The organism is Micromonospora sp. NBC_01739, from assembly GCF_035920385.1.
Lineage (GTDB): Bacteria > Actinomycetota > Actinomycetes > Mycobacteriales > Micromonosporaceae > Micromonospora.
The window spans coordinates 1,182,377-1,202,786 of record NZ_CP109151.1 but is presented as its reverse complement, the minus strand read 5'-3'; the positions used below and the strand labels follow the sequence as shown (position 1 = coordinate 1,202,786).

The window sequence follows — 20,410 nt, the reverse complement described above, 5'->3', positions numbered from 1 at the left end:
GAGGACGAATGCTTGCAGTGGGCGAAGTATAGAGCGCGCCGCCGGGCGGGCCGCAGTTACGCCGCCGGTGGGTGGTCGGGCCGCCCGACCGCCGGCAACGAGGCCGCACCGGCGGCCAGGAAGGCCGCCGCACGCGGAAAATCGTGCAGGGTGACCACGTAGTGCCGCAGGGTAGCCCCGACCGCGGTGGCCGGCACTCCCCGACTGGCCAGAATGGTCACCAGCCAGTCGACGAACTCCGTGAACAGTGAGCCGTCGTCGACATAGAGGGCGGCGGCCAGGAAGTCCAGGATGTAGCCGAGGTCGCTGACCGTGGAGTCCAGTTGGGCCGGGGTGTAGTCCCGGGTGGCCGGGATCCGCCGGGTCAGGTCGGCCAGGGCGCTGTCGATCAGCTCGCCACGACGGCTGACCAGGCTGGGGTACTCGTCGTCGGCCAGATGGGCCAGCGCGGCCGGTGCGGTGGCCCGCAGCGCCCGCTCGTCGGCGAGCAGGTCCGCGGCGGTGGGCCCGTCCGGCGCCCAGGCCACCCCGAGCCGCCGCGCCCACCGGCCGTCCGTGCCGAAACCCCGGCCGCCGACCACTACCGGCACGTCCGAACGCCGGCAGGCCTCGATCATCCGATGCGCCTGCGGCAGTCGCATCGGCAGCGCACAGGCCAGGGCGACCGCGTACGCGTCATGCCGGTGCAGGTACGACACCAGGTGCGCGGCCGGCACGCTGGCCCCCAGGAAGGTCACCTGCCAGCCCTGCAACCGCAGCACCTCGGCGACCAGCCGGGCCGGCAGGGCGTGCCACTCACCGTCCATACAGGCCACCACGATCCGACCCCGGTCGCCTCGGACATTGGCGTACCCGGCTACCGCCGCCACCACCCGCTCGCTGACGTGGGTTGCCGCATGTTCCTGGGCCACACTCCACTCGTTGCGGGCCCAGCGCTCCCCCACCTCGGCCTGGGCCGGTGCGACCAGGTCCAGCAGCACCCGGTCGGCGGGCACCCCCGCCTCGAGCAGTTCCCGGGCCACCTCGATGGCGGCCGACTCGTCGGCCTCGGCCAGGCAGTGCAGGTACCGCGGATAGAGTGCGGCGAGGGAGGTTTCCGTCGTCGCCATGGTCACGGTGTCGTCGCCCCTTCCCGAGCCACCCCGGTCGGAGTGGGGACCGCGTGCAGGTGTCGGTGCGGCCGGCCCCCGACGCCGGCGGCACGCAGCGCGAGCACCGCGATGTCGTCGTGGTCACGCTGGGCCAGCCAGTCGCAGGTGACCTGTTCGATTCGTTCGGCCAGGGCCGGAGCCGGCATCCGCTGGCAGCCGGTCAACGCCTGCATCAACCGGTCGGTGCCGAGTTGCTCGACTCCCCGCCGGCCACCCCGGGCCTCGGTCACCCCGTCGCTGTAGAGCAGGCAGGTCTCGCCGGGGGCCAGTCGGGTGGAGACCTGATCGACCCGGGGATCGGCGACCACCCCGATGAGCATCCCGCTGAGCGGGAGCTGTTCCACCTCGCCGGAGGCGCGCACCACCAGCGGAGGCAGATGACCGCCGCCGGCCAGGGTCAACGACAGTCCACCGTCGCGGTGCGGCCGGACCACTCCCAGGACCATCGTGGCGAACCGGCCCTGCCCGTGCGCCAGGGTGGTCTCCAGCAGCGCGTCGTTGAGCAGCCGCAGCAGCCGGGCCGGTTGTGACTCGATACGGTGCAGGGCGTGCAGGCACTGGCGCAGCTGACCGGTGAAGACCGCAGCCTCGACCCCCTTGCCGGAGACGTCACCGAGGAAGAACACCGAGCCGCCGTCGGGCAGCCGGTGTGCGCCGTAGAAGTCCCCACCGATGCGCAGACCGGCCTGCGCCGGCCGGTACGCCGTGCCCCACTGCACCCCCGGCGCCTGCGCCGGTTCCACCGGCAGCAGGCTGGCCTGCAAGGTGTCGGCCACCTCGGCCTGGTTGCGGTAGAGCAGGGCGGTGGTCAGCGCGGCCCCGGCCCGGTCGGCGAAGGCCCGCAGCAGGTCCAGATCGTCCTCGGTGTACCACCGGGGCGCCGGACGGGCCACCAGCAGTACGCCTGCGGGGGCGTCCCGACCGGGCAACGACACCAGTCGGGCGCAGACCTCGGCCGCGTTGTGCCCGGGCAGCCAGCCCGCCTCGACCGCCTGCTCGGCCAACCAGTCGACCGTGTGCGGCTGCACCCCGTGCAGGCTCTCGGCGACGGCCGCGGGCATCTCACCGGTGTGCAGCGCCCCTCGGTCCAGGGTGGACTGCCCGTCGTCGGCCTGACTGGCCCGCCACCACCGGGCGCGTCCCGAGCGGGGGGCCAGAATCAGCACCGCCGTCTCGGCCAGGGTCGGCACGGCCAGCCGGACCACCGCGGCGGCGGCCCGGTCGGGATGCAACGGATTGCCGAGCTTCTCCCCCACCATCGCCAGGAAGGCCGATCGGGCCCGCTCGGCCGCCAGGGCGTCGACCGGCCCGGTGTGTTCGCTGAGGTCTTCCACGTACCAGCAGCTGCGCCCGGCGGATAACGACACCCGGCGGACCCGCAGCCGGCGTCCGTGCCGGGTGATCTCGGCGACCGGGCCGGGCAGGGCCTCGAACTCGGCGCAGCTGCCGCCCACGACGATCTCCGGCAGCAACCGCGCGGCGACCGGGCTCACCTGCCACACCACGCCGTCCGGGCCGCACAGCACCAGGCCCTCCCGCAGGTGCTCGACGACCACCGGCCAGTCGGCGGCGCTCAGCGACGGATCGATGGCGGGCAGTGCGGCTGCGGACAGGTCGGTGCGCCACGCCGGCTCCTGCGGGGCATTCGGCGTGAACCGTCCGTCGCCGGGGTCGATGTCCCTGACGTCGGCACCAGTCACCAGATAAGCCCCACTCCATCTCGATTCCGCACCCACGCAGCGGCGGTGTGCCTGGTCGCTGTCCCGCCCCCAGGGTACGCCGGTGTCGTCGCCGCGCCACCCAGGCGGCCGTCGGGCAGCCCGTTCGACCGCCGCTCAGGTGGCCGTGAGCGGCCCGGTCGACTGCCGTAAGGCGAGGCGCCGTCAAGGTTGTTACGATCCGGACGCCCCCGTCCGCCCGCCACCCCGCGGAAGGCGTGATCGTTGCTGTCCCACGGTCGAAGACCCGAGACCACTCCGTTGAGCGTGTCAGTCGACCGGTCCGATCCCGACATTCCGGTGATCCGGGTGGGTGGCGACCTCGCCTACACCACGGCCGGGCCGCTGCGTACGGAGATCGACCGGGAACTGCGGGCCGGTCCCCGCGCCCTCGTACTCGACTTCGCCGACCTCCAGTTCATCGACAGCACCGGGCTCAGCATCATCGTGCACGCCTGGCGGGAAGGGCTGCGCGACGGGGTGACCCTGCGGCTGCGCGCGGTGCCCCGGTTCCTGGCGACCATCCTGGACATGACCGGGGTGACCGGCCTGCTGACTCGCTCGACCGGCGGCGAGGGGCCGGTCAGCACCGAACCGGACGGCCAACCCACCGTCCCCGCCTGAGCGACCGGCCTACGCCGCAGCCCTGCACGGGGGTCGACAGTGGCGCGGACCGCGAAAGACGTACCCCGCGACTTGCGTTCCCTCGTCGGGCTGGGAGCATGGAGTCATGTCCTCACAGCTGTTGGTCATCGAGGTCAGCCGGTTCGACGTCGGACATGCGGAGCTGCGGCTCACCGGTGACCTGGACTTCGACAGCGCTCCGGAACTGATCGCCGCCGTCGAGCAGGTACGCCGGGACGGCTACCAGCACCTGGTCATCGACCTGGCCGGAGTGAGTCTGTGCGACTCCTCGGGCCTCAGCGCTCTCGTGGTGGCCCACCGGGGCAGCCCGGTGCCGATCCGCCTGACCGGTGTCAACCCCAACCTTCGCCAACTGCTGGACCGCACCGGTCTGGCCGAGCTGCTCCAGGTGTCCGCGGCCGGCGACGACGACGTGCAGGCGGCGGGCTGACCGGGCGCCCACCGGGTTCGGGGGTGCCCCCGACCCTGGGACCAGGGGTCGGGGGCCGGAGGAATGCTCAGGTGGCCGCGACGACCGGCCCGGCACGGCGGGCCTCGGGGGTCGACTCCGCGTCGTCGGGGGCCCCGGAATCCGGCGTCTGGAACAGATAGCGGACGAACTCCGCATCCGTGTCGTCGTCGCCGGGCCACTGTCCCGCGCAGTCGACCCCGATCACCTCCCGCCCGGTGCCGTCGGTCTCCTCCAGCAGCGCCCACAGGCTCACCGGATAACAGCGGGTGTTCTCCGGAGCCAGGAGCCATCGGGAGTACCAGCCGGGCCTGGCCGGGACGATCTCGACAATCCGCTTCATGACGACCTGCCCTCCGCATGCCATCGGAAGATCTCCGGTCCACGGCGATCATCTGCGCCGGTCGGGTGAGCGGCCCTCACCCGGCGGGGATGAAGCGTCGCCGACCGTCACCGACCCGGTCCGGCCGCTCGTTTCGTGCCCGGCGGCGACGGGAAGGCCACCGCTGAGCCCGGAGCAGAACACCAGCGAAAGCGAGGTGTCAGCATGCGCAAGCAGATGGAGGGCGACAACCAACGTAGGCGGGCATTGGCCCGACAGGCCCGCGAGCGCGGCACCCAGGCCGCCGACACCGGGGCCAGCCTGAGTTCGTCAAAGCAGCTCACCCATCTCGACCAGGCCCGGCGCGACGGCCCACCGCCGGCCGGTAGCCGGCACAAACCGAACACCACACGCGGTGGTCCGGCCCCGCCGCCGGCCGCTGTCCCGCAGACCCAGCGACCCCTGCCCGAGATGGACCCGACCTCTGCCGGAGTGGAGCCGATCGGCTACCAGGACCTCGTCGCCGAGGTCGGTCGCCGGGCCGGCGTCGACTTCCGCACCGCCAAGGTGGGCGTGGAGTCCACCGTGCTGGTCCTGGCCTGGGCCCTCGGCGCGGAACAGCGACAACGCCTGCTCCAGTCCGTCCCGGCGTCACTGCACAGTGTCGTACCGGTCGACGGTGTCGAACGGCACTCGGATCTGCCCGGCTTCCTGTCCGAGGTCGGACGGCTCAGCGGCCGCAGCCCGGAGCAGGCCCGCTACCAGGTCGAGGCCACCCTGGCGACGCTCGCCGAACACGATCACGACCTGGTCGAGTCGTTGCACGTGCCGGACGACCTGCGGGAACTGCTCAACCCGCCGGCCGTCGGTGGTGGGCTGGTCGGGGCCAGCAGCGCCACGCCGCCCCTGACCGGTGCGCAACGTAGCGCCGCGCTGACCGACCTGCCGTACTGGTCGGACGACGGCGAGGCCCTGACCCGCACCCTGGTGCTACCGGCGGACAGCCTGGACCGGGTCCTGGACCGTCTCGATCAACTCCGCGACCAGATCGGTCGAGGGCCCCGCATCGGCCGGGCGGACCCGAGCACGGCCGTGCTCAGCGTCAGCACCGGCAGCGCCCGTGGGGTGACCGAGCTGGACGTGGACCTGGCCCACGCGGTGGACGCCGCGATCGACGAGGCGGGCGCGGGCCTGTCCTCCGGCTGAGCCGACCCGGGTGTGGGCCGACCGGTCGGCCAGCCGCACGGTGGCCGGCCCCCGCCGCGCCCACACCAGGGGGTGGTCAGCGGGCCCAGGCCGGCATCTCCGGGGAGGTGCTCTCCAGTGGTACCGCGTTGGCCGGGACGAGGCCCAGTTGGGCCGCCGAGCGGGGCAGGGCGGCGTCCAGGGCCCAGTCGGCGCCGATCCGGGCCCGGTTGCCGGGGATGGCCAGCAGGTGATACCCGCGGGTGACCGCCTTGGCCGGCAGGCCGGACAGCGGCACCTTCAGCGGGTTGGCGGCGGCCTGCTTGCCGCCCAGGTCGACCACCCAGCCCAGGTCATGGTGCTTGTACGGGCGACGCCGGCCCTGGCCGTACGAGGCGGCGATGTTGTGGGCGGCGAGTCTGCCCTGCCGCTGGGCGTGCTGGGCGGTCATGGTGCAGATCTCGCCCGGCCGGGTCAGGTCGGGCACGGCGGCGGCGTCACCGCAGGCGTACACCTCGGGGAAGCCGGGGACGTTGAGGTACTCGTCGACGACCAACCGACCCTTCTCGGTACGCAGACCCAACTGTGCCACGAAGGGGTCGGGGCGTACCCCGACGCACCAGACCAGGGAGCAGGTGGGCACGTACTCCCCGTCGGTGAGTTTTACCCCGTCGGCGGTGGCGACCGCCACGGAGGTACCCATCCGGACGTCCACGCCGCGGCGGCGCAGCACGCGGTCCGCGGTGCGGGACATCCGCTGGTCCAGCTCGGGCAGCACCCGGGGTGCGACATCCAGCAGCATCCACTTGGGGCGGATCTTCAGTCGGGGGCGTTGGGCGGCCAGGGCGTCGGTGAACAGCTGGCCGTGGGCGGCCACCTCCGTACCGGTGTAGCCGGCGCCGACCACCACGAAGGTCGCCCGGGCCTGCTGCTCGGTGGGGTCGGTCGCCTGCTCGGCCAACTCCACCTGCCGAACCACATGGTCGTGCAGGTAGACCGCCTCGGGCAGGCCACGGAAGCCGTGCGCGTACTCGGTCACCCCGGGGATGGGCAGCAGCTTGTTGACGCTGCCGACGGACAGGACCAGCCGGTCGTAGGCCAGCCGGTTGCGATCCCCCTCGGCCTGGGTGAAGCCCACCCACCGATTTTGCAGGTCGACGTGGTCGGCCTCCCCGATGACCACCCGGACGTCGTCCAGGGTGCCGGTCAACGGCACGGCGATCCGGCCCGGCTCCACCACCCCCGCCGCCACCTCAGGCAACAGCGGCAGATACAGGAAGTAGTCGGTCGAGTTGAGCAGGACGATCTCGGCCCGGCCCCGGGCCAGCCGGCTCAATGTCTTCGCCGCGTGGTAACCGGCGAACCCGGCTCCCACGATCACCACACGAGGTTTCGTCATCCTGGCCCGGTTCCCGTGGGCGGCCGGGACAAACGTCAGGTCAGCGCCGTTCGGTGATGACCTCTTTCGACCCCGGTACGACATTGCGGGTCGCCCGCAGGCTGGTGATGGTGACGGTGATCAGCACGGCGACGATGACCAGCAGGGAGATCTCGGTGGGGATCACCGGGACGCTCTCCCAGATGCCGTGCGCCCAGTGCAGGCCGAGCTTGACCCCGATGAAGGCCAGGATGATCGCCAGCCCGTAGGTGAGGTGCACCAGTCGGCTCAGCGCCGCGTGCAGCACGAAGTACAGAGCGCGCAGGCCCAGCAGGGCGAAGGCGTTGGTGGCGAAGACCAGGTACGGGTCCTCGGTGATGCCGTAGACGGCCGGCACGGAGTCGACCGCGAAGACCACGTCGGTGGCCAGTACGGCGACCACCACCAGCGCCAGCGGGGTCAGGGCCCGTCGACCGTCGACCCGTACGGTCATCTTGGTGCCGTGGTACTCGTTGACCACCGGCATGAACCGGCGCAGCAGGCGAACCGAGCGCATGTTGGCGATGTCGACGCTCTGTTCGTGGCCGCTGAAGGCGTCCCGGATCAGCTTGGCGGCGGTGACCAGCAGGATCAGGGCGAAGATCAGGAAGGCGAAGTCCAGGGTCTGCAGGGCCGCCGCGCCGACGGCGATGAAGACGCCGCGCAGCACCAGGGCACCGGCGATGCCGAACAGCAGCACCCGCTGGGCGAGCACGCTGGGCACCGCGAAGGCGGCCAGCAGCAGCATGAAGACGAAGAGGTTGTCGACCGACAGCGACTTCTCGACCAGGTAGCCGGCCAGGTAGTCGATGCCCTCCTGTCTGCCGTACCGGGACCAGACCCAGGCCCCGAAGGCCAGCGGCAGGGCTATGTAGAAGGCCGACCAGCCGAGTGCCTCTTTCAGCGACACCTCATGTGGGCGTCGGGTCACCACGAAGTCGAGCACCAGCAGCGCGATGACCCCGGCGATGGTGATCGCCCAGAGCGAGGGCGTACCGATGGACTGAAAACCGGCAGCTACGTACGACATTTCGGACATGGGGCCTCCTCGAACACCGTGTCATGTTCGAGGTCTCCTTCACCCAGTATTCGCTGGGCAACCACCCGAGGCGCACCCCGGGCGCGCCGTACTGACCGGTATGGTTCGTGGGAAGTACTCCCCTCGTCCCGACAAGGTTAGGACAGCCGTCAGGACCCCGCCAGGCGGGGGGATGCGGTCTCGTCTCACCGGGTCGCAGGGCGTACCCCTATCGTGACCGGGGTGAGCGCAGAGCTGTCGAGCGGCCCCCTGACCGGCGTACGCGTGATCGAACTGGCCGGGATCGGACCCGGCCCCTTCGCCGCGATGATGCTCGCCGACCTGGGCGCCGAGGTGATCCGGGTGGACCGGGTCGAGGCGGTGGATCCGACCGGTTTCGGCACCCCGCATCCGGACCTGCTCAACCGGGGCCGCCGCTCCCTGGCGGTGGACCTCAAGTCGGCCGAGGGCCGACAGGTGGTCCTGGACCTGGTCCGCGACGCCGACGTGCTGATCGAGGGCTTCCGCCCGGGGGTGACCGAACGGCTGGGCCTCGGCCCGGCCGACTGCCAGGAGATCAACCCCCGGCTGGTGTACGGCCGGATGACCGGCTGGGGGCAGCAGGGCCCGAACGCCCCGTACGCCGGGCACGACATCGACTACCTGGCCCTGACCGGCGCCCTGCACGGCATCGGCCGGGCCGGACAGCCCCCGGTGCCTCCGCTCAACCTGCTGGGCGACTTCGGAGGTGGCGGCATGATGCTGGCCCTGGGGGTGGTCTCCGCCCTGTACGCGGTGCGCGGCGGCGCGGCCGGTCAGGTGATCGACGCGGCGATCGTGGACGGGGTCAGCGTGCTCAGCACCCAGATCCACGCCCTGCGCCGGTTGGGCATGTGGCAGGACCCCCGGGGGGTGAACCTGCTGGACGGGGGTGCCCCCTTCTACGACAGCTACGAGTGCGCGGACGGCCGGTATGTCGCCGTCGGGGCCCTGGAGCCGAGGTTCTACGAGGAACTGGTGCGCCGTACCGGTTTCCCGCTGCCGCCGGACCAGGCCCTGGACCGTGACGATCCGGCGAACTGGCCGGCCCTGCGGGCGGCCTGGGCGCGGCTGTTCCGCACTCGTACCCGCGACGAGTGGGCGGCCCTGGTGGCCGACTCCGACGCCTGCCTGGCCCCGGTGCTCGACTGGCAGGAGGCGCCCGAGCATCCGCACCTGGCCGCGCGGCGGAGTTTCGTCACCCACGAGGGGGTACGCCAACCGGCCCCGGCCCCCCGCTTCTCCGGCAGCCCGACCTCGGTGCGCCGCCCCCCGCCCTGGCCGGGCGAGCACACCGACGAGGTGCTCGACGAGATCGGCTACCCGGCGCAGCGGGTGGCCGAGCTACGGGCTGCCGGCACGGTGGCCTAGCGCAATCCCCCGGTGTACGGCTCACGGTCCAGCCCGGCCGGGCCGCCAGACCGCCGTCAGCGGCGGCGCAGGGTGGCGCCGGGTGCCATCGCGGGCTCGACGATGTCCCGGTAGTCCCGGGGCAGTTGGACGACCAGTTCGTCGAACTCGCCGCCGGTCACCGCCTCGCGGATGGTGGTGAACACCGCGCCGATCACGGCGCGGGCGGCCGGTTCCTCGATCTGGGCACGCCGGGCCACCCGGGCGACGAACTCTCCGGCGCCGAAGCGCTCGGCGGCCTCGGTGTCCGGTGTCGGCCGCAGCGGCAGGCGCAGCGGCTCCGGCAGTTGCACCGCCAGATCCAGCACCTCACCGCCGGTCAACCGGTCGGCCAGGGTAGCCAGGGTGGCCTGGATCAGGTCCACCGCCCGCTGGGTGGAGGTGCCCGTGCGCTGGGCCACCTGGTCGACGAAGGTGTCGTAGTTCATCGGCGTACCCCCTCGGCGCGCGGTTACCCGCCGTCACGGGACGAAAACCCTCCCCCGGTTCTCCCGCCGTCGGCGCGTGAGCGCCGCCGGGATGGGTAACCGCGCCCGGTCGTGGCCGATCGAAGCCGGGAGGAGCCGACACCATGGCTAGTTACGCCGAGGTACTGCACTACCTGTCCAGCTTGGACTACCCCGCCGGCAGGGACGAGGTGGTGCGCGAGGCGGAACGCGAGGGGGCTCCGCCGGATGTGCTGCACGCCCTGCGGGCGCTGCCGCCGGTCGAGTACGCCAACGGCCGGGAGGTGGCCCGCTCCGCGAGCATCGAGGCGGCTCCGGAGGTGGACGACGCCCAGCGGGCCGCTGTCGGCCGCGACAAGCGCCATCAGCGGGTCTCGCAGCATCTGCGCAGCATCTGAGGTGTCGGGCCCTTCAGGAGGGCGCCCCGGCCACGAACCGCGACCGGAGGCGCCCCTGGGTAGCCACCTGCCCCGGTGGTGCACCGCCGAACCGGTCGGGACCACCAGGCGGCCCACAGTCACTCGAACCGGGCGACTGCTGCTACCGCGAGGATCATACGACAGGCCATCGGCCGAACGGTCAGCAGGGGGTCAACCGACGACCGATTGTGGTCGACAACACCCGTCCCTAGGAGCTGGTGCGGCCGGCCCGGTCGCGGGCCTTGAGGCGCACCGTCGGCAGGGTCGGCGCGGGCAGCGGCGGATCCGGATCGTCCGCTACCGTCCCGAACCGCCGGCCGGCCATCCAGTCCTCGCGGGCGGTCAGGATCTCCTCGTGGCTGCGCCCGACGAAGTTCCACCACATCACCAACGGCTCCTCGAAGGGGGTGCCGCCGAGCAGCATCAGCCGGGTGCCCGGTTCCCCGGAGATGGTGAGCCCGGTGCGTCCGGTGCCCAGCCAGAGCAGCGCCCCGGGTGCCACCCGTACGCCGTCGGCCTGCGCTCCGCCGTCCAGGGCCAGCAGCGCGTACTCGAAGTCGGGGCGCAGGGGCAGGCTCGCCTGCCCGGCACCGGTCAGCTCGACCTGGGCGCCGACCAGGGGGGTGTGCACCCGGGCCGGGGACCGTTCCCCGCCCAACTCCCCGACCAGCAGGGTCACCCTCAGCGCCCCCTCTTCCCAGCGGGGCAGCTGCGCGTGGTGGGCGAAGTCGGCCGGGCCGCCGCGAGCCGAATCCGGTAGCGCCACCCACAGCTGCACCCCGTGCATCAGGGGCGGATGGTCGGCCGGTGACCGTTCGGAGTGGGCGATGCCGTGGCCCGAGGTCATCACGTTGAGCTGGCCGGGACGGATCGGCTGCACGTTGCCGAGGCTGTCGCGGTGCAGGATCTCCCCGTCGAGCAGCCAGGTCACCGTCTGCAGGCCGGTGTGCGGGTGCGGCGGCACCTCCATGCCGGGGCGCTGGGCCACGTCGTCGGGTCCGAAGTGGTCCACGAAGCACCAGGCCCCGACCATCCGCCGGGTGCGCTGGGGCAGCAACCGCCGGACGGTGGTGTAGCGGCCCAGGGGCACGTCGTGCCCGGGCAACAGGACACTGCCGGGGTCCGTGGTGGCCACTCCGGGCGGTCGGGTCTGCGCCGGCATCGACTCGGTACGCTCCACGATCCGACTCTACGCGCCGTCAGCCCGGCGGTGGCCGTCGCCGGAGGTCATCCCCGTCGTACGGCTACCAGGTTCGCTCCGGCCACCAGGTCGAGGAAGATCCGATCGACGGAGCGGTCCCAGGCCGGGGAGCCGAGCACCGTGCCGGCGGGGACTCCGCCGTGCTGCTCGTCGTACACCCGCACGTCGCCGGCCCCGGCGGCGGCCCGCACCCGCACGGGTGCCCCACCGGCCACGGTGACGTCCAGGACGTTGACCCCGCCGGTCACCCGGACCACCATCCCGCCCCGGGTACGCGGCAGCCGCAGCTCGGTGCGGGTGGCCCCACCGGCGAACTCCAGACCGGACACTCGGCCGGCGGTCAGATCGAGTCGCCGTTGGGTGGTTCCCCCGATGATCCGCAGGTCCCACACCAGCCGGGTGTTGAGCAGCAGCCGAGGGGCTGGGCTGCCGCCCGGTGGCCGGCGTGCGCCGTTCGGTGCCGGTGGCCACCGCGGTCTCGGCCCCGTCGAGACGGGCGTCGAGCACCGTCCCGCCGGCCGGTCCGTACACCGAGACCAGGGTTCGCAGGGTGTAGATAGCTCCAACAGCCTTCGACTGTTTTGTGGGCTTGAAGAACTATTCGGAGGATATGGACTTCCGTACCGGGGTGTCCGTCTTCTCGCGTGGGTTGGCCGCTGCCTCCCGCAGCAGCCCTTCGATCCGGTCCACCCCGGCCGACAGCGACATCTCCCGCAGGTACGCCTGGCGGCCCCGACGGCCCATCTCGGCCCGCGCGGGTGGGGGTATCTGCGCGGCCAGCCAGAACCGGTCCGCCAGACTGGCCCAGTCCCCCGGCGGGCAGGACAGCCCCGCCCGCGCTCGTTCCACCAGGGCGGCCGTGTCGCCGCCGGTCGAGGCCACCACGGGTGCCGCACAGGACAGGGCCGCCTGGAGCTTGCCCGGCACGGTGCCGCGCAGGGCGGGCAGATCCCGCAGCATGACCAGTTGGTAGTCGGCGGCGGCGTACAGCTCCGGCATGTCCAGGGGTGACCGTCGCTCGACGAACCGGACGTTGTCGGCGCGCAACTCGGCGGCGAGCCCCCGCACCCGCCGCTCCTGGGCGCCCGAGCCCACCAGGACCAGGTCCATGGTGTTCTCCAGGGCCGCTGCCGCGCGTACCGCCGTCTCCAGACCCTGGCGTGCCCCGATGGTGCCGGCGTGCATCACCACACAGCGATCGTCGCGGCGGACCAGTCCCCGGGCGGCCGACCCGGCCGGGGCGGGCCGGAAGATCCGCTCGTCGGTCCAGTTGAGCACCACCGGCACCCGGTCGGCCTCCACTCCGGTGGCTACCACCGCCTCCCGCAGGGAGGGTGCGCTGACCGCGATCGTGCTGGCGGACCGGTAGGTCCTGGCCATCGCCGCCCGCACCCGGGCGGCCCACCGGTCGTCGTCGGGGTCCTCCACGCTCTGCTCCGCCCAGACGTCCGGCACGTGCAGCACGACCGGCACCTGACCGAGCAGCCGCAGCAGGGCCGCCGAGGCGAAGGCCGCCGCAGGCGGCTGATGGACGTACAGCACGTCCACACCGGCCAGATAGCTCCGCCCGACGAAGGCCGTGCTGGCGGCGAAGGAGAGCCAGGCGGCCATCCTGGGCCGCACGGCCCCGTCGCCGGTGCTGTATCGGGGCACCCGGCGGACCGTCAACCCTCGGCTGCGGGTCTCGTGCCGCCAGCGCTGCCGCCAGCCCGGGTAGACATGTCCGCCGGGGTAGTCCGGAAAACCGGTCAGCACCCGCACCTCGTGGCCCCGGGCGGCCAACTCCTCGGCCAGGCTGCCGGGGATGAAGGCCGGCTCCGGCGGAAAGTGATACGTCAGGATGCCGACCCGCATCGGGACACCCCCACCCTCGGCCGGTCCGGCGCGGCGTGACCCTGACCCGGCGCCGGGTGCGCGTACGATGCCGCCAACCCCTTGCGGGACGGGCGCCGGTGGGCACCGTCCCCGATCGCGGCGCCACCGTGGGCGGCCGCCTCGTCGAGAGGGTTCCCGATGCTCAACGGAGTTCTGTTCGTCTGCCACGCCAACCTGTGCCGGTCACCGATGGCCGAGTTCACCGCGCGTCGGATGCTCGCCGGGCGTCCGGTGAGCGTGACCAGCGCCGGCACGGACGCGGTGGCCGGCCGGCCCATGCACCCGTACGCGGCGGATCTCGTCGCCGCGGCCGGTGCCGATCCGGAGACCTTCCGCACCCGACGGCTGGCGGCGGAGCACCTCACCGAGGCGGTGCTGGTGCTGACCGCCACCCGACGCCAGCGCTCGGTCTGCACCGCGCTGGCCCCGGCGGCCCTGCACCGGACCTTCACCCTGCGCCAGTTCGGCCGGCTGGCCGCGGCCGTCGAGCCGCCCCTGACCGAGCAGGAGGACCCACTGGCCGCCGCGGTCACCGCCGCCACCCTGGCTCGGGCCCGGTTGCAGCCCGCCCCCGGTGACGCCGACGACCTGCCGGACCCCGTCGGGGGCACCCCGGAGGACTTCCGGCACTGTGCGGAGGAGATCGAACGGTCCCTGCGACCCCTGGCGGTGCTCATCGGGACAGCCGGGTGAGTTCCTGGGTGTGGTCGACCGGTGCTCCGGTGCTGCCGCGGTCGGCGTGCCGGCCGGCCGCGGCCCGCCCCGCCGAGGTAGCGGCCCGCCCCGCCGAGGTAGCGGCCCGCCCCGCCGAGGCCGCGGCGGTCTCGGTCACCACCCGATAGGCCTCGTACTGGTAGGCGTCGGCCTTGGGCACCCGCGCCATGTTGAGCACACACCCGAGCAGCCGGACGGAGACCGAGTGCAGGGCCCGGGCGGCCGTGGCCACCTGGGTACGCGAGGTCCGCCCCTGCTGGCTGACCAGCAGCGCACCGTCGGCCTGCACGGCGACGACCACACCGTCGGTGACCGCCAGCAGCGGGGCGGTGTCGATGATCACGATGTCGGCGGACTCCCGCAGGGCCAGCAGCAGATCCGACATGGCCTTGGAACCGAGCAGCTCACTCGGGTTGGGCGGGGCCGATCCGCTGGGCAGCACCAGCAGGGACTTGTCGCCCCACCGCTGCACCACGTCGCCGACGTGCACGTCGCCGACGAGGACGTCGGTCAGCCCCACCCCGGAGTCGACACCGAGGTAGTGGCCCACCTTGGGGCGGCGCAGGTCGGCGTCGACCAGCAGCACCCGCCAGCCCGCCTCGGCCAGGGCGATCGCCAGGTTGCAGGACAGGGTGGTCTTGCCCTCTCCCTGGAGGGCACTGGTGACGGCGATGACCCGGGCCGGCTCGTGCACGTCGACGAAGCGCAGGTTGGTCCGCAGCTTGCGGATCGCCTCGGCGCGGGCCGAGGTGGCGGCCTCCCCGACGATCAGGGGTGCCGTCCGGGCGCTGCCGTCCAGCGGGATCTCACCGAGCAGCGGACTGCCGGTGACCCGCCGCAGCGCGGCGGCGTCACGCAACCGGACATCGGCCATCCCGCGCAGCACCGCCAGACCGATCCCGGCCAGCAGGCCCAGCAGGGCCCCGATCACGGTGTTGCGCACCGGCTGGGGGGAGACCGGGCTGGCGGTCACCCGCGGACCACTGACCACCTCGATCTTGATCGGCCCGGCGCTGCCGTCCGGTCTGGCCTCCACCTTCTTCACGAGTTCCACGAAGTTCGCCGACAGGGCCTCGCTGACCCGCAGCGCGCGGGCCTGGTCGGTGTCGGTCACCGAGGCCCGCAGCAGGACGGTGCCGTTTTCGGTGGAGGTGCTGACCCGACGCTGAATCTCCTCCGCGGTCAACCCGACCCCACGATCGGCGGCGGCGTTCTGGGCCAGCCGGTCGCTGGTCAGCAGTTCGGCGTAGGACTTGACCCGTTGCTGGAGAAAGAGCCCACCCTGGTAGGCGTCCGTCACCCCTTGGCTGGGGGTGGTGACGAAGAAGGTGACCGAGGCGACGTAGCGAGGCTGCGCCCGGACCGTGATCAGGGCGGTCACGCCGAGGGCCACCATGACGGTGACCAGGACGATCCACCAGTGCTGCCGCACGAGACGCAGCTGGCGCAACAGGTCCATCAGGCACGCCTCCGGATCAACCCGGTAACGCCAAAGAACTTCACGAAAACCCCCAAGGTCGACTGAATCTCGTGAAACCATTAAAGCGGCTTATGTGACTTGTGTCCGGAGTTAGGCGTTTCCTGAGGGCGGTCCGCCTCCGCAATGCCCAACCGGACCGGGCGTCCGCCGGAATCGCCCTCCGGCCGGAAAAGATGCGGTTCGGCGTACCGGGAGGTCGCGGAGTCCATGCCGGTCGGGCGCCGCCCGATCACCGCCCTCGCGCCCACCGCCGCCAGGGGATAAGGTCATGGCCGGTGTGCCGGGAAGTCTGGTCGGCGATGTCGCTGCTCCTATCCGACCGACAGGTGGAACCCGCCGATGACCGACCACAACCCGCCCCCACCTCGCCGGGGGGTACGCCGCCTCTTCACCCGCACCTCCTGGCCGGAGGCCCGCTTCCTCGCCGACGTCCTGCGCACGGAGACCGTCGGCGGCGCCCTCCTCCTGGTCGGTGCGGTGATCGCCCTGATCTGGGCCAACTCCCCCTGGGGGGACGGCTACACCGAGCTGGGACGATGGGTGCCCTGGGCCGGCGGCTCGGCCCTGCACCTGGACCTGGATCTCGCCACCTGGGCCGCCGACGGGCTGCTGGCCATCTTCTTCTTCGTGGTCGGCCTGGAACTCAAGCGTGAGTTCGTCGCCGGGGAACTGCGCGATCCCCGCCGGGCCGTGCTGCCGGTCGTCGCGGCGGTCGGCGGCATGGCAGTGCCCGCGCTGATCTATGTAGCCGTCAACCTGTCCGCCGGCGGGGAGGGGCTACGCGGCTGGGCCATCCCCACCGCCACGGACATCGCCTTCGCCCTGGCCGTCCTGGCGGTCATCGGGGCGTACCTGCCGCAGGGGCTGCGCGCCTTCCTGCTCACCCTGGCCGTGGTCGACGACCTGCTCGCGATCACCATCATCGCGATCTTCTACACGGACGACTTCACCCTGCTCCCGCTGCTGGTAGCCGTCGTGCCGATCACGCTGTTCGGCCTGCTGGTGCAGCGCCGTCGTACCTGGTGGTGGGCGCTCATCCCGCTGGCGCTGGTCGCCTGGACCCTGGTGCACTCCTCCGGGGTGCACGCCACCGTGGCCGGGGTGCTGCTCGGCTTCACCGTGCCGGTGCTCGCCGGCAAGGGTCGCGACGGCCGCCCCGCGCCGGGTCTGGCGGAGCACCTGGAGCACAAGTGGCGGCCGATCTCGGCCGGCTTCGCCGTACCGGTCTTCGCGTTCTTCGCCGCCGGGGTCTCGCTGCGCGGCGCCGACCTGGGTGCGGTGGTCAGCGACCCGGTCGTCATCGGTGTCGTGCTGGGTCTGGTGGTCGGCAAGTTCGTCGGCATCTTCGGCTCCACCTTCCTGCTGGCCCGGTTCACCCGCGCCCGGCTGGACGAGGACATCACCTGGACCGACCTGGTAGGGGTGTCGCTGCTGGCCGGTATCGGGTTCACCGTCTCCCTGCTGATCGGCGAACTGGCCTTCGGCCCCGACAGCCTGGCCGGTGCCAACGTCAAGGCCGCCGTGCTGACCGGCTCGCTGCTCTCGGCGCTGCTGGCCACCCTCGTGCTGGTCCGCCGCAACCGGGCCTACCGGCTGATCGCGTTGAAGGAACAGGTCGACCTGGACCGCGACGGGGTGCCGGACGTCTACCAGCGGCCCGGCGGCTGAGGTCTCAGCGGCTCGATGCCGGCCCGGCCGGGCTGCTGCTCGCCGACGCCCGCCAGCGCTCGGTGGCCAGCAGGCCGGCCCGCAGCATCTGCCGTACCGCCACGATCACGACCACCCCCACCAGGGCCGACCAGGAAGCCACCGCGGCCAGCCGCAGCAACCCGGCGGCGACCAGCAGGTCCAGCAGCACCCCGAGAGCCGTCGGCACCGACCGGGTGGCCAGCAACGCCACACCGGCGCTGAACACCCCGAGGGCGCCGACCACCGCGGCCAGGGTCTCGATCATCGCGCCCCTTCCCGGGGCGTCTCCACCTGCCGTTGTTCCTGCTCGATCTCCTTGCGCAGGACATAGTTCAGGCCGGTCCGGATGGCCGCGACGGCGGCCAGCTGACCGATCTGGGCGAAGGTCGGTGACAGCGCGGTCCGCAGGATGTCCGCGGCCAGTTGAAACTCCAGGCCCAACACGAGGAAGCGGCCCAGGGTCAGCCGGATCCGGGTGAACACCGCGGTGTCGCGGTACCGCAGCCCGTCGACGACGAACCGCAGCACCGCCCAGGCCACCCCGGCGACGATCACCACGACACCGACCAGCTCGACCGCGGTCACCACCAGCTGGTGACCGCGGCCGACGGCCTCCTCGACGTTCACCCCGGCGCCTTACCCGGCCACCCTCCGGGTAGTCGGCCGGCTCAGAGCAGTTCGGCGACCGCGTCCACGATCAACCAGATGCCGCTGAGCGCGAACAGTGCGGCGGCGCCGTACTTGATGGTCCGCTCCGGCAGTTTTCGGCCCAGCAGCCGGCCGACGATGATGGCCAGCGCGTCGGCGGCCACCATGCCGATGGTCGAACCGATCCAGGTGCCGAACCAGCCGTACTGGGTGGCCAGGGTGATCGTGGCGAGCATCGTCTTGTCGCCGAGTTCGGCCAGGAAGAAGGCGACACCGACGGTGAGCACGGCCGACTTGCCGCCCCGGGCCGCCTTGCGCTTCTCATCCTCGGTGAGGGTGTCACCGCGCAGGGTCCACAGTCCGAAACCGATGAAGGCCACCCCGGCCAGCAGCGAGATCCAGCCGGTGGGCAGGGCGGAGCCCAGGCCGTACCCGATGGCCACCGAGGCCAGGTGCACCAGGGCGGTGGCCACGGTCATGCCGATCAGGATCGGCATGGTGCGATATCTGGTGGCGAAGGCCAGGGCCATGAGCTGGGATTTGTCTCCCAGCTCCGCAACGAAGATCACGCCGAAGCTGACGGCCAGCGCGACGAGGAACCCTTCCATGACATCCTTCCGGATCAAGCCGGGAGGAGGTACGGGGATGCCCTCGACCCGGCTGCCTACAGCCTGGGTCGAAGGTCTCGCCCGCCTCGGAGTACGAGGCCGCGTGGCCGGGTGCGCGAGGCACCAGTATGTCGACCACGACGTTGAGGGCTACTCCCCTTCGCTGCGCCCAGCCTAGCCGACCACCGAACGGCCGGCTCGACCGGATGGGGAGGGGGCCGTCAGTCGGCTCGGGCCAGGGTCACCCCGAACAGGCCGTCCGGGTCGGTCCAGAACCGTTGCGCCGGCAACCCGGCCGCGGCCAGTTCGGCGGCGATCCCCTCGGGGCGGAACTTCGCCGACACCTCGGTGCGCAACTGCTCACCCGCGGCGAAATCGACAGCCATGTCCAGCACCCGGACCCGCATCGGTCGTCGCGCCCGCAGCCGCATCTCGATCCACTCCTGTGCCGGATCCCAGACGGCGACATGGTCGAAGGCCTCCGGGTCGAAGTCCGCGCCGAGTTCCCGGTTGAGCACCCGCAGCACGTTGCGGTTGAACTCCGCGGTCACCCCGGCCGCGTCGTCGTACGCGGGCACGATCACCGAGGGGTCCTTGACCAGGTCGGTGCCGACCAGGAACCAGTCCCCCACCTCCAAGGCGGCCCGCATCCGGGCCAGGAACTCGGCCCGCTCGGCCGGCATCAGGTTGCCGATGGTGCCACCCAGGAAGATCACCAGTCGCCGTCCGCCGGTGGGCAGCCGGTGCAGGTCCCGGGTGAAGTCACCGACGATGCCGCGTACCCGCAGACCGGGGTGCTCCGCGGCCAGGGCCGCGATGGATCCGCGCAGGGCGCTCACGGACACGTCCAGCGGGACGAAGGTGCCCAGACCGCCCCGGCGGGCGAAGGCGTCCAGCAGCAGCCGGGTCTTCTCCGAGGACCCGGAACCCAGCTCGATGAGGGTCTTCACCCCGGTCACCTCGGCGATCTCGGCCGCCTGCGCGGCCAGGACGGCCCGCTCCGCCCGGGTGGGGTAGTACTCCGGCAGCCGGGTGATCTCGTCGAACAGCTCGCTGCCCCGGGCGTCGTAGAACCACTTCGGGGGCAGCCACTTGGCCTCGGTGCTCAGCCCCACCCGTACGTCCCGACGCAGACTGTCCGCGATGTCCTGCTCGTCCAGGTGGATCTCCAGTGGTTCCGCGCTCATCTGCTTCCTCTCGCTAGTGCTGATCGAAGCCGGCGGTCGGCTCAGGGGGCGGCCAGCGGCCACTGCCGCACGCTGGTCGCGGTGGCCTGCACGAGGTGACCGTCCGGCACCTCCCGCCAGCCCGGGTCGTCGTCGTGAGGTTCGGAGGCCAGCAGCACCGAGTCGGGCCCGGCCCGCAGGGACAGGGCGTGCCCGGTGGTGGTGGCGACCGCGGTGTGTCCGTCGGTGAGCAGCAGGTTCAGCCGGGACCCGGGGGCGGCGGCGGCCACCTCGATGACCGTCTCGGCGACCGCTGACGCCGGATCGACACCGGCCCGCAGCCGGTGGCGCACCAGCGCCCACAGCAGCGCCGAGTCGGTCGCCGCGTCCAGGGTCAGCAGGTCACGTACCGGCAGTTCGGCGGCGAGGGGCACCATCGAGTCCGGCCAGCCCCGCACCACCCCGTTGTGGCTGAACAGCCACCGACCCTCCGCGAAGGGTGCGGCGGCGCCGTCGACGACCGCCATGCCGACCGTGGCGGAGCGCACCGCGGCCAGCACCGCCGTGGTCGAGGTGACCGCCGCAAAGTCGGCGATGGTCGGGTCACTCCAGATCGGCTGGGCCCGCCGGTACCGCACCGGCGGCCCCGCGCCGGGATACCAGCCGACCCCGAACCCGTCGGCGTTGATCGTCCCGCCGCCGCGCATGTCACGCGGGGCCCAGGACTGACGCAGCAGCGAGTACGGCGGATCCAGGAGCACCTCGCGCAGGGTCACCGGCGGGCCCAGGTAGACCAGGTGGCGGCACATCA

General features: G+C 72.4%; 22 protein-coding genes. 7 read left to right on the top strand and 15 right to left on the bottom strand.

Annotated elements, in window-relative coordinates; all coding sequences use genetic code 11:
• Nucleotides 1-56 precede the first annotated feature (56 nt).
• A complete protein-coding gene (locus OIE53_RS05380; protein ID WP_393337757.1) occupies nucleotides 57-1,115 on the bottom strand; it encodes a cobalamin B12-binding domain-containing protein in 1,059 nt (352 codons plus the stop codon).
• The gene (locus OIE53_RS05375; RefSeq protein WP_327025451.1) at nucleotides 1,112-2,851 is read right to left on the bottom strand and encodes a PP2C family protein-serine/threonine phosphatase; all 1,740 of its coding nucleotides are present in this window, start codon (nucleotides 2,849-2,851) and stop codon (nucleotides 1,112-1,114) included. Before OIE53_RS05375 ends, OIE53_RS05380 begins: the two co-directional genes overlap by 4 nt.
• A gap of 285 nt (nucleotides 2,852-3,136) precedes the next feature.
• Between OIE53_RS05375 and OIE53_RS05370 the strand changes: the two genes are divergently transcribed.
• The gene (locus OIE53_RS05370) at nucleotides 3,137-3,493 is read left to right on the top strand and encodes an STAS domain-containing protein (protein WP_327025450.1); all 357 of its coding nucleotides are present in this window, start codon (nucleotides 3,137-3,139) and stop codon (nucleotides 3,491-3,493) included.
• 106 nt (nucleotides 3,494-3,599) lie between these two features.
• Nucleotides 3,600-3,944 carry an STAS domain-containing protein gene (locus OIE53_RS05365; protein WP_327025449.1) on the top strand — a complete coding sequence of 115 codons (345 nt, stop codon included), beginning with the start codon at nucleotides 3,600-3,602 and terminating at the stop codon, nucleotides 3,942-3,944.
• A 67-nt stretch (nucleotides 3,945-4,011) separates the two neighbouring features.
• On the opposite strand, the gene OIE53_RS05360 is transcribed toward OIE53_RS05365, so the two are convergent.
• Complete coding sequence (locus tag OIE53_RS05360; RefSeq protein ID WP_327025448.1) at nucleotides 4,012-4,305, bottom strand: hypothetical protein; 294 nt, start codon at nucleotides 4,303-4,305, stop codon at nucleotides 4,012-4,014.
• Between the two features lie 204 nt (nucleotides 4,306-4,509).
• Between OIE53_RS05360 and OIE53_RS05355 the strand changes: the two genes are divergently transcribed.
• Nucleotides 4,510-5,490, top strand: a complete 981-nt coding sequence (locus OIE53_RS05355) for a DUF2267 domain-containing protein (protein ID WP_327025447.1) — start codon at nucleotides 4,510-4,512, stop codon at nucleotides 5,488-5,490.
• 76 nt (nucleotides 5,491-5,566) lie between these two features.
• Here the strand turns inward: OIE53_RS05355 and OIE53_RS05350 are convergent, their stop codons facing one another.
• On the bottom strand, nucleotides 5,567-6,868 hold the full coding sequence (locus tag OIE53_RS05350) for an NAD(P)/FAD-dependent oxidoreductase (protein WP_327025446.1): 1,302 nt from the start codon (nucleotides 6,866-6,868) through the stop codon (nucleotides 5,567-5,569).
• Between the two features lie 40 nt (nucleotides 6,869-6,908).
• Nucleotides 6,909-7,925, bottom strand: coding sequence for a TerC/Alx family metal homeostasis membrane protein (locus OIE53_RS05345; protein ID WP_327025445.1), 1,017 nt, complete (start codon nucleotides 7,923-7,925; stop codon nucleotides 6,909-6,911).
• Between the two features lie 222 nt (nucleotides 7,926-8,147).
• On the opposite strand from OIE53_RS05345, the gene OIE53_RS05340 reads away from it, so the two are divergent.
• Nucleotides 8,148-9,314 (top strand): CaiB/BaiF CoA transferase family protein, encoded by a 1,167-nt coding sequence (locus OIE53_RS05340; protein WP_327025444.1) that lies wholly within the window; start codon nucleotides 8,148-8,150, stop codon nucleotides 9,312-9,314.
• A 56-nt stretch (nucleotides 9,315-9,370) separates the two neighbouring features.
• On the opposite strand, the gene OIE53_RS05335 is transcribed toward OIE53_RS05340, so the two are convergent.
• Entirely contained in the window at nucleotides 9,371-9,781 is a 411-nt protein-coding gene (locus OIE53_RS05335) for a DUF2267 domain-containing protein (RefSeq protein ID WP_327025443.1), read from the bottom strand.
• A gap of 143 nt (nucleotides 9,782-9,924) precedes the next feature.
• On the opposite strand from OIE53_RS05335, the gene OIE53_RS05330 reads away from it, so the two are divergent.
• The gene (locus tag OIE53_RS05330) at nucleotides 9,925-10,197 is read left to right on the top strand and encodes a DUF2795 domain-containing protein (protein WP_327025442.1); all 273 of its coding nucleotides are present in this window, start codon (nucleotides 9,925-9,927) and stop codon (nucleotides 10,195-10,197) included.
• A 229-nt stretch (nucleotides 10,198-10,426) separates the two neighbouring features.
• Here the strand turns inward: OIE53_RS05330 and OIE53_RS05325 are convergent, their stop codons facing one another.
• From OIE53_RS05325 to OIE53_RS05315, 3 genes are all read right to left on the bottom strand, one after another.
• Nucleotides 10,427-11,398, bottom strand: coding sequence for a pirin family protein (locus OIE53_RS05325; protein WP_327025441.1), 972 nt, complete (start codon nucleotides 11,396-11,398; stop codon nucleotides 10,427-10,429).
• Nucleotides 11,399-11,445: 47 nt separating this feature from the next.
• On the bottom strand, nucleotides 11,446-11,811 hold the full coding sequence (locus tag OIE53_RS05320; protein WP_327025440.1) for a hypothetical protein: 366 nt from the start codon (nucleotides 11,809-11,811) through the stop codon (nucleotides 11,446-11,448).
• Nucleotides 11,812-12,016: 205 nt separating this feature from the next.
• Nucleotides 12,017-13,273: a glycosyltransferase family 4 protein gene (locus tag OIE53_RS05315; protein WP_327025439.1), complete on the bottom strand. Its 1,257-nt coding sequence runs from the start codon at nucleotides 13,271-13,273 to the stop codon at nucleotides 12,017-12,019.
• Between the two features lie 159 nt (nucleotides 13,274-13,432).
• Here OIE53_RS05315 and OIE53_RS05310 point away from each other — a divergent pair, with 159 nt between their 5' ends.
• Nucleotides 13,433-13,987 (top strand): arsenate reductase/protein-tyrosine-phosphatase family protein, encoded by a 555-nt coding sequence (locus tag OIE53_RS05310; protein WP_327025438.1) that lies wholly within the window; start codon nucleotides 13,433-13,435, stop codon nucleotides 13,985-13,987.
• Here OIE53_RS05310 and OIE53_RS05305 read toward each other — a convergent pair.
• Nucleotides 13,968-15,467, bottom strand: a complete 1,500-nt coding sequence (locus OIE53_RS05305) for a polysaccharide biosynthesis tyrosine autokinase (protein WP_327025437.1) — start codon at nucleotides 15,465-15,467, stop codon at nucleotides 13,968-13,970. The two genes, OIE53_RS05310 and OIE53_RS05305, sit on opposite strands and share 20 nt — an antisense overlap.
• A 360-nt stretch (nucleotides 15,468-15,827) precedes the next feature.
• On the opposite strand from OIE53_RS05305, the gene nhaA reads away from it, so the two are divergent.
• Nucleotides 15,828-17,156 (top strand): Na+/H+ antiporter NhaA, encoded by a 1,329-nt coding sequence (gene nhaA / locus OIE53_RS05300; protein ID WP_327025436.1) that lies wholly within the window; start codon nucleotides 15,828-15,830, stop codon nucleotides 17,154-17,156.
• A 4-nt stretch (nucleotides 17,157-17,160) separates the two neighbouring features.
• On the opposite strand, the gene OIE53_RS05295 is transcribed toward nhaA, so the two are convergent.
• The 5 genes from OIE53_RS05295 to egtC form a co-directional block, all read right to left on the bottom strand.
• Nucleotides 17,161-17,442, bottom strand: coding sequence for a hypothetical protein (locus OIE53_RS05295; RefSeq protein ID WP_327025435.1), 282 nt, complete (start codon nucleotides 17,440-17,442; stop codon nucleotides 17,161-17,163).
• Nucleotides 17,439-17,804, bottom strand: a complete 366-nt coding sequence (locus OIE53_RS05290) for a DUF1622 domain-containing protein (RefSeq protein WP_327025434.1) — start codon at nucleotides 17,802-17,804, stop codon at nucleotides 17,439-17,441. The genes OIE53_RS05295 and OIE53_RS05290 overlap by 4 nt, the downstream gene beginning before the upstream one ends.
• Nucleotides 17,805-17,845: 41 nt before the next feature.
• Nucleotides 17,846-18,433, bottom strand: a complete 588-nt coding sequence (locus OIE53_RS05285) for a TMEM165/GDT1 family protein (RefSeq protein WP_327025433.1) — start codon at nucleotides 18,431-18,433, stop codon at nucleotides 17,846-17,848.
• 221 nt (nucleotides 18,434-18,654) lie between these two features.
• A complete protein-coding gene (egtD, locus tag OIE53_RS05280) occupies nucleotides 18,655-19,620 on the bottom strand; it encodes an L-histidine N(alpha)-methyltransferase (protein ID WP_327025432.1) in 966 nt (321 codons plus the stop codon).
• Nucleotides 19,621-19,661: 41 nt separating this feature from the next.
• Nucleotides 19,662-20,408: an ergothioneine biosynthesis protein EgtC gene (gene egtC / locus OIE53_RS05275; RefSeq protein WP_327025431.1), complete on the bottom strand. Its 747-nt coding sequence runs from the start codon at nucleotides 20,406-20,408 to the stop codon at nucleotides 19,662-19,664.
• Nucleotides 20,409-20,410: the final 2 nt, after the last annotated feature.

What these genes read in the sequence shown, in the direction of transcription:
- OIE53_RS05360 (WP_327025448.1), bottom strand. Translation starts at nt 4,305, where the DNA reads ATGAAGCGGATTGTCGAGATCGTCCCGGCCAGGCCCGGCTGGTACTCC.
- OIE53_RS05330 (WP_327025442.1), top strand. Translation starts at nt 9,925, where the DNA reads ATGGCTAGTTACGCCGAGGTACTGCACTACCTGTCCAGCTTGGACTAC.
- OIE53_RS05295 (WP_327025435.1), bottom strand. Translation starts at nt 17,442, where the DNA reads ATGATCGAGACCCTGGCCGCGGTGGTCGGCGCCCTCGGGGTGTTCAGC.
- OIE53_RS05335 (WP_327025443.1), bottom strand. Translation starts at nt 9,781, where the DNA reads ATGAACTACGACACCTTCGTCGACCAGGTGGCCCAGCGCACGGGCACC.
- OIE53_RS05310 (WP_327025438.1), top strand. Translation starts at nt 13,433, where the DNA reads ATGCTCAACGGAGTTCTGTTCGTCTGCCACGCCAACCTGTGCCGGTCA.
- OIE53_RS05345 (WP_327025445.1), bottom strand. Translation starts at nt 7,925, where the DNA reads ATGTCCGAAATGTCGTACGTAGCTGCCGGTTTTCAGTCCATCGGTACG.
- OIE53_RS05315 (WP_327025439.1), bottom strand. Translation starts at nt 13,273, where the DNA reads ATGCGGGTCGGCATCCTGACGTATCACTTTCCGCCGGAGCCGGCCTTC.
- OIE53_RS05350 (WP_327025446.1), bottom strand. Translation starts at nt 6,868, where the DNA reads ATGACGAAACCTCGTGTGGTGATCGTGGGAGCCGGGTTCGCCGGTTAC.
- OIE53_RS05365 (WP_327025449.1), top strand. Translation starts at nt 3,600, where the DNA reads ATGTCCTCACAGCTGTTGGTCATCGAGGTCAGCCGGTTCGACGTCGGA.
- egtD (WP_327025432.1), bottom strand. Translation starts at nt 19,620, where the DNA reads ATGAGCGCGGAACCACTGGAGATCCACCTGGACGAGCAGGACATCGCG.
- OIE53_RS05305 (WP_327025437.1), bottom strand. Translation starts at nt 15,467, where the DNA reads ATGGACCTGTTGCGCCAGCTGCGTCTCGTGCGGCAGCACTGGTGGATC.
- egtC (WP_327025431.1), bottom strand. Translation starts at nt 20,408, where the DNA reads ATGTGCCGCCACCTGGTCTACCTGGGCCCGCCGGTGACCCTGCGCGAG.
- OIE53_RS05285 (WP_327025433.1), bottom strand. Translation starts at nt 18,433, where the DNA reads ATGGAAGGGTTCCTCGTCGCGCTGGCCGTCAGCTTCGGCGTGATCTTC.
- nhaA (WP_327025436.1), top strand. Translation starts at nt 15,828, where the DNA reads ATGACCGACCACAACCCGCCCCCACCTCGCCGGGGGGTACGCCGCCTC.
- OIE53_RS05355 (WP_327025447.1), top strand. Translation starts at nt 4,510, where the DNA reads ATGCGCAAGCAGATGGAGGGCGACAACCAACGTAGGCGGGCATTGGCC.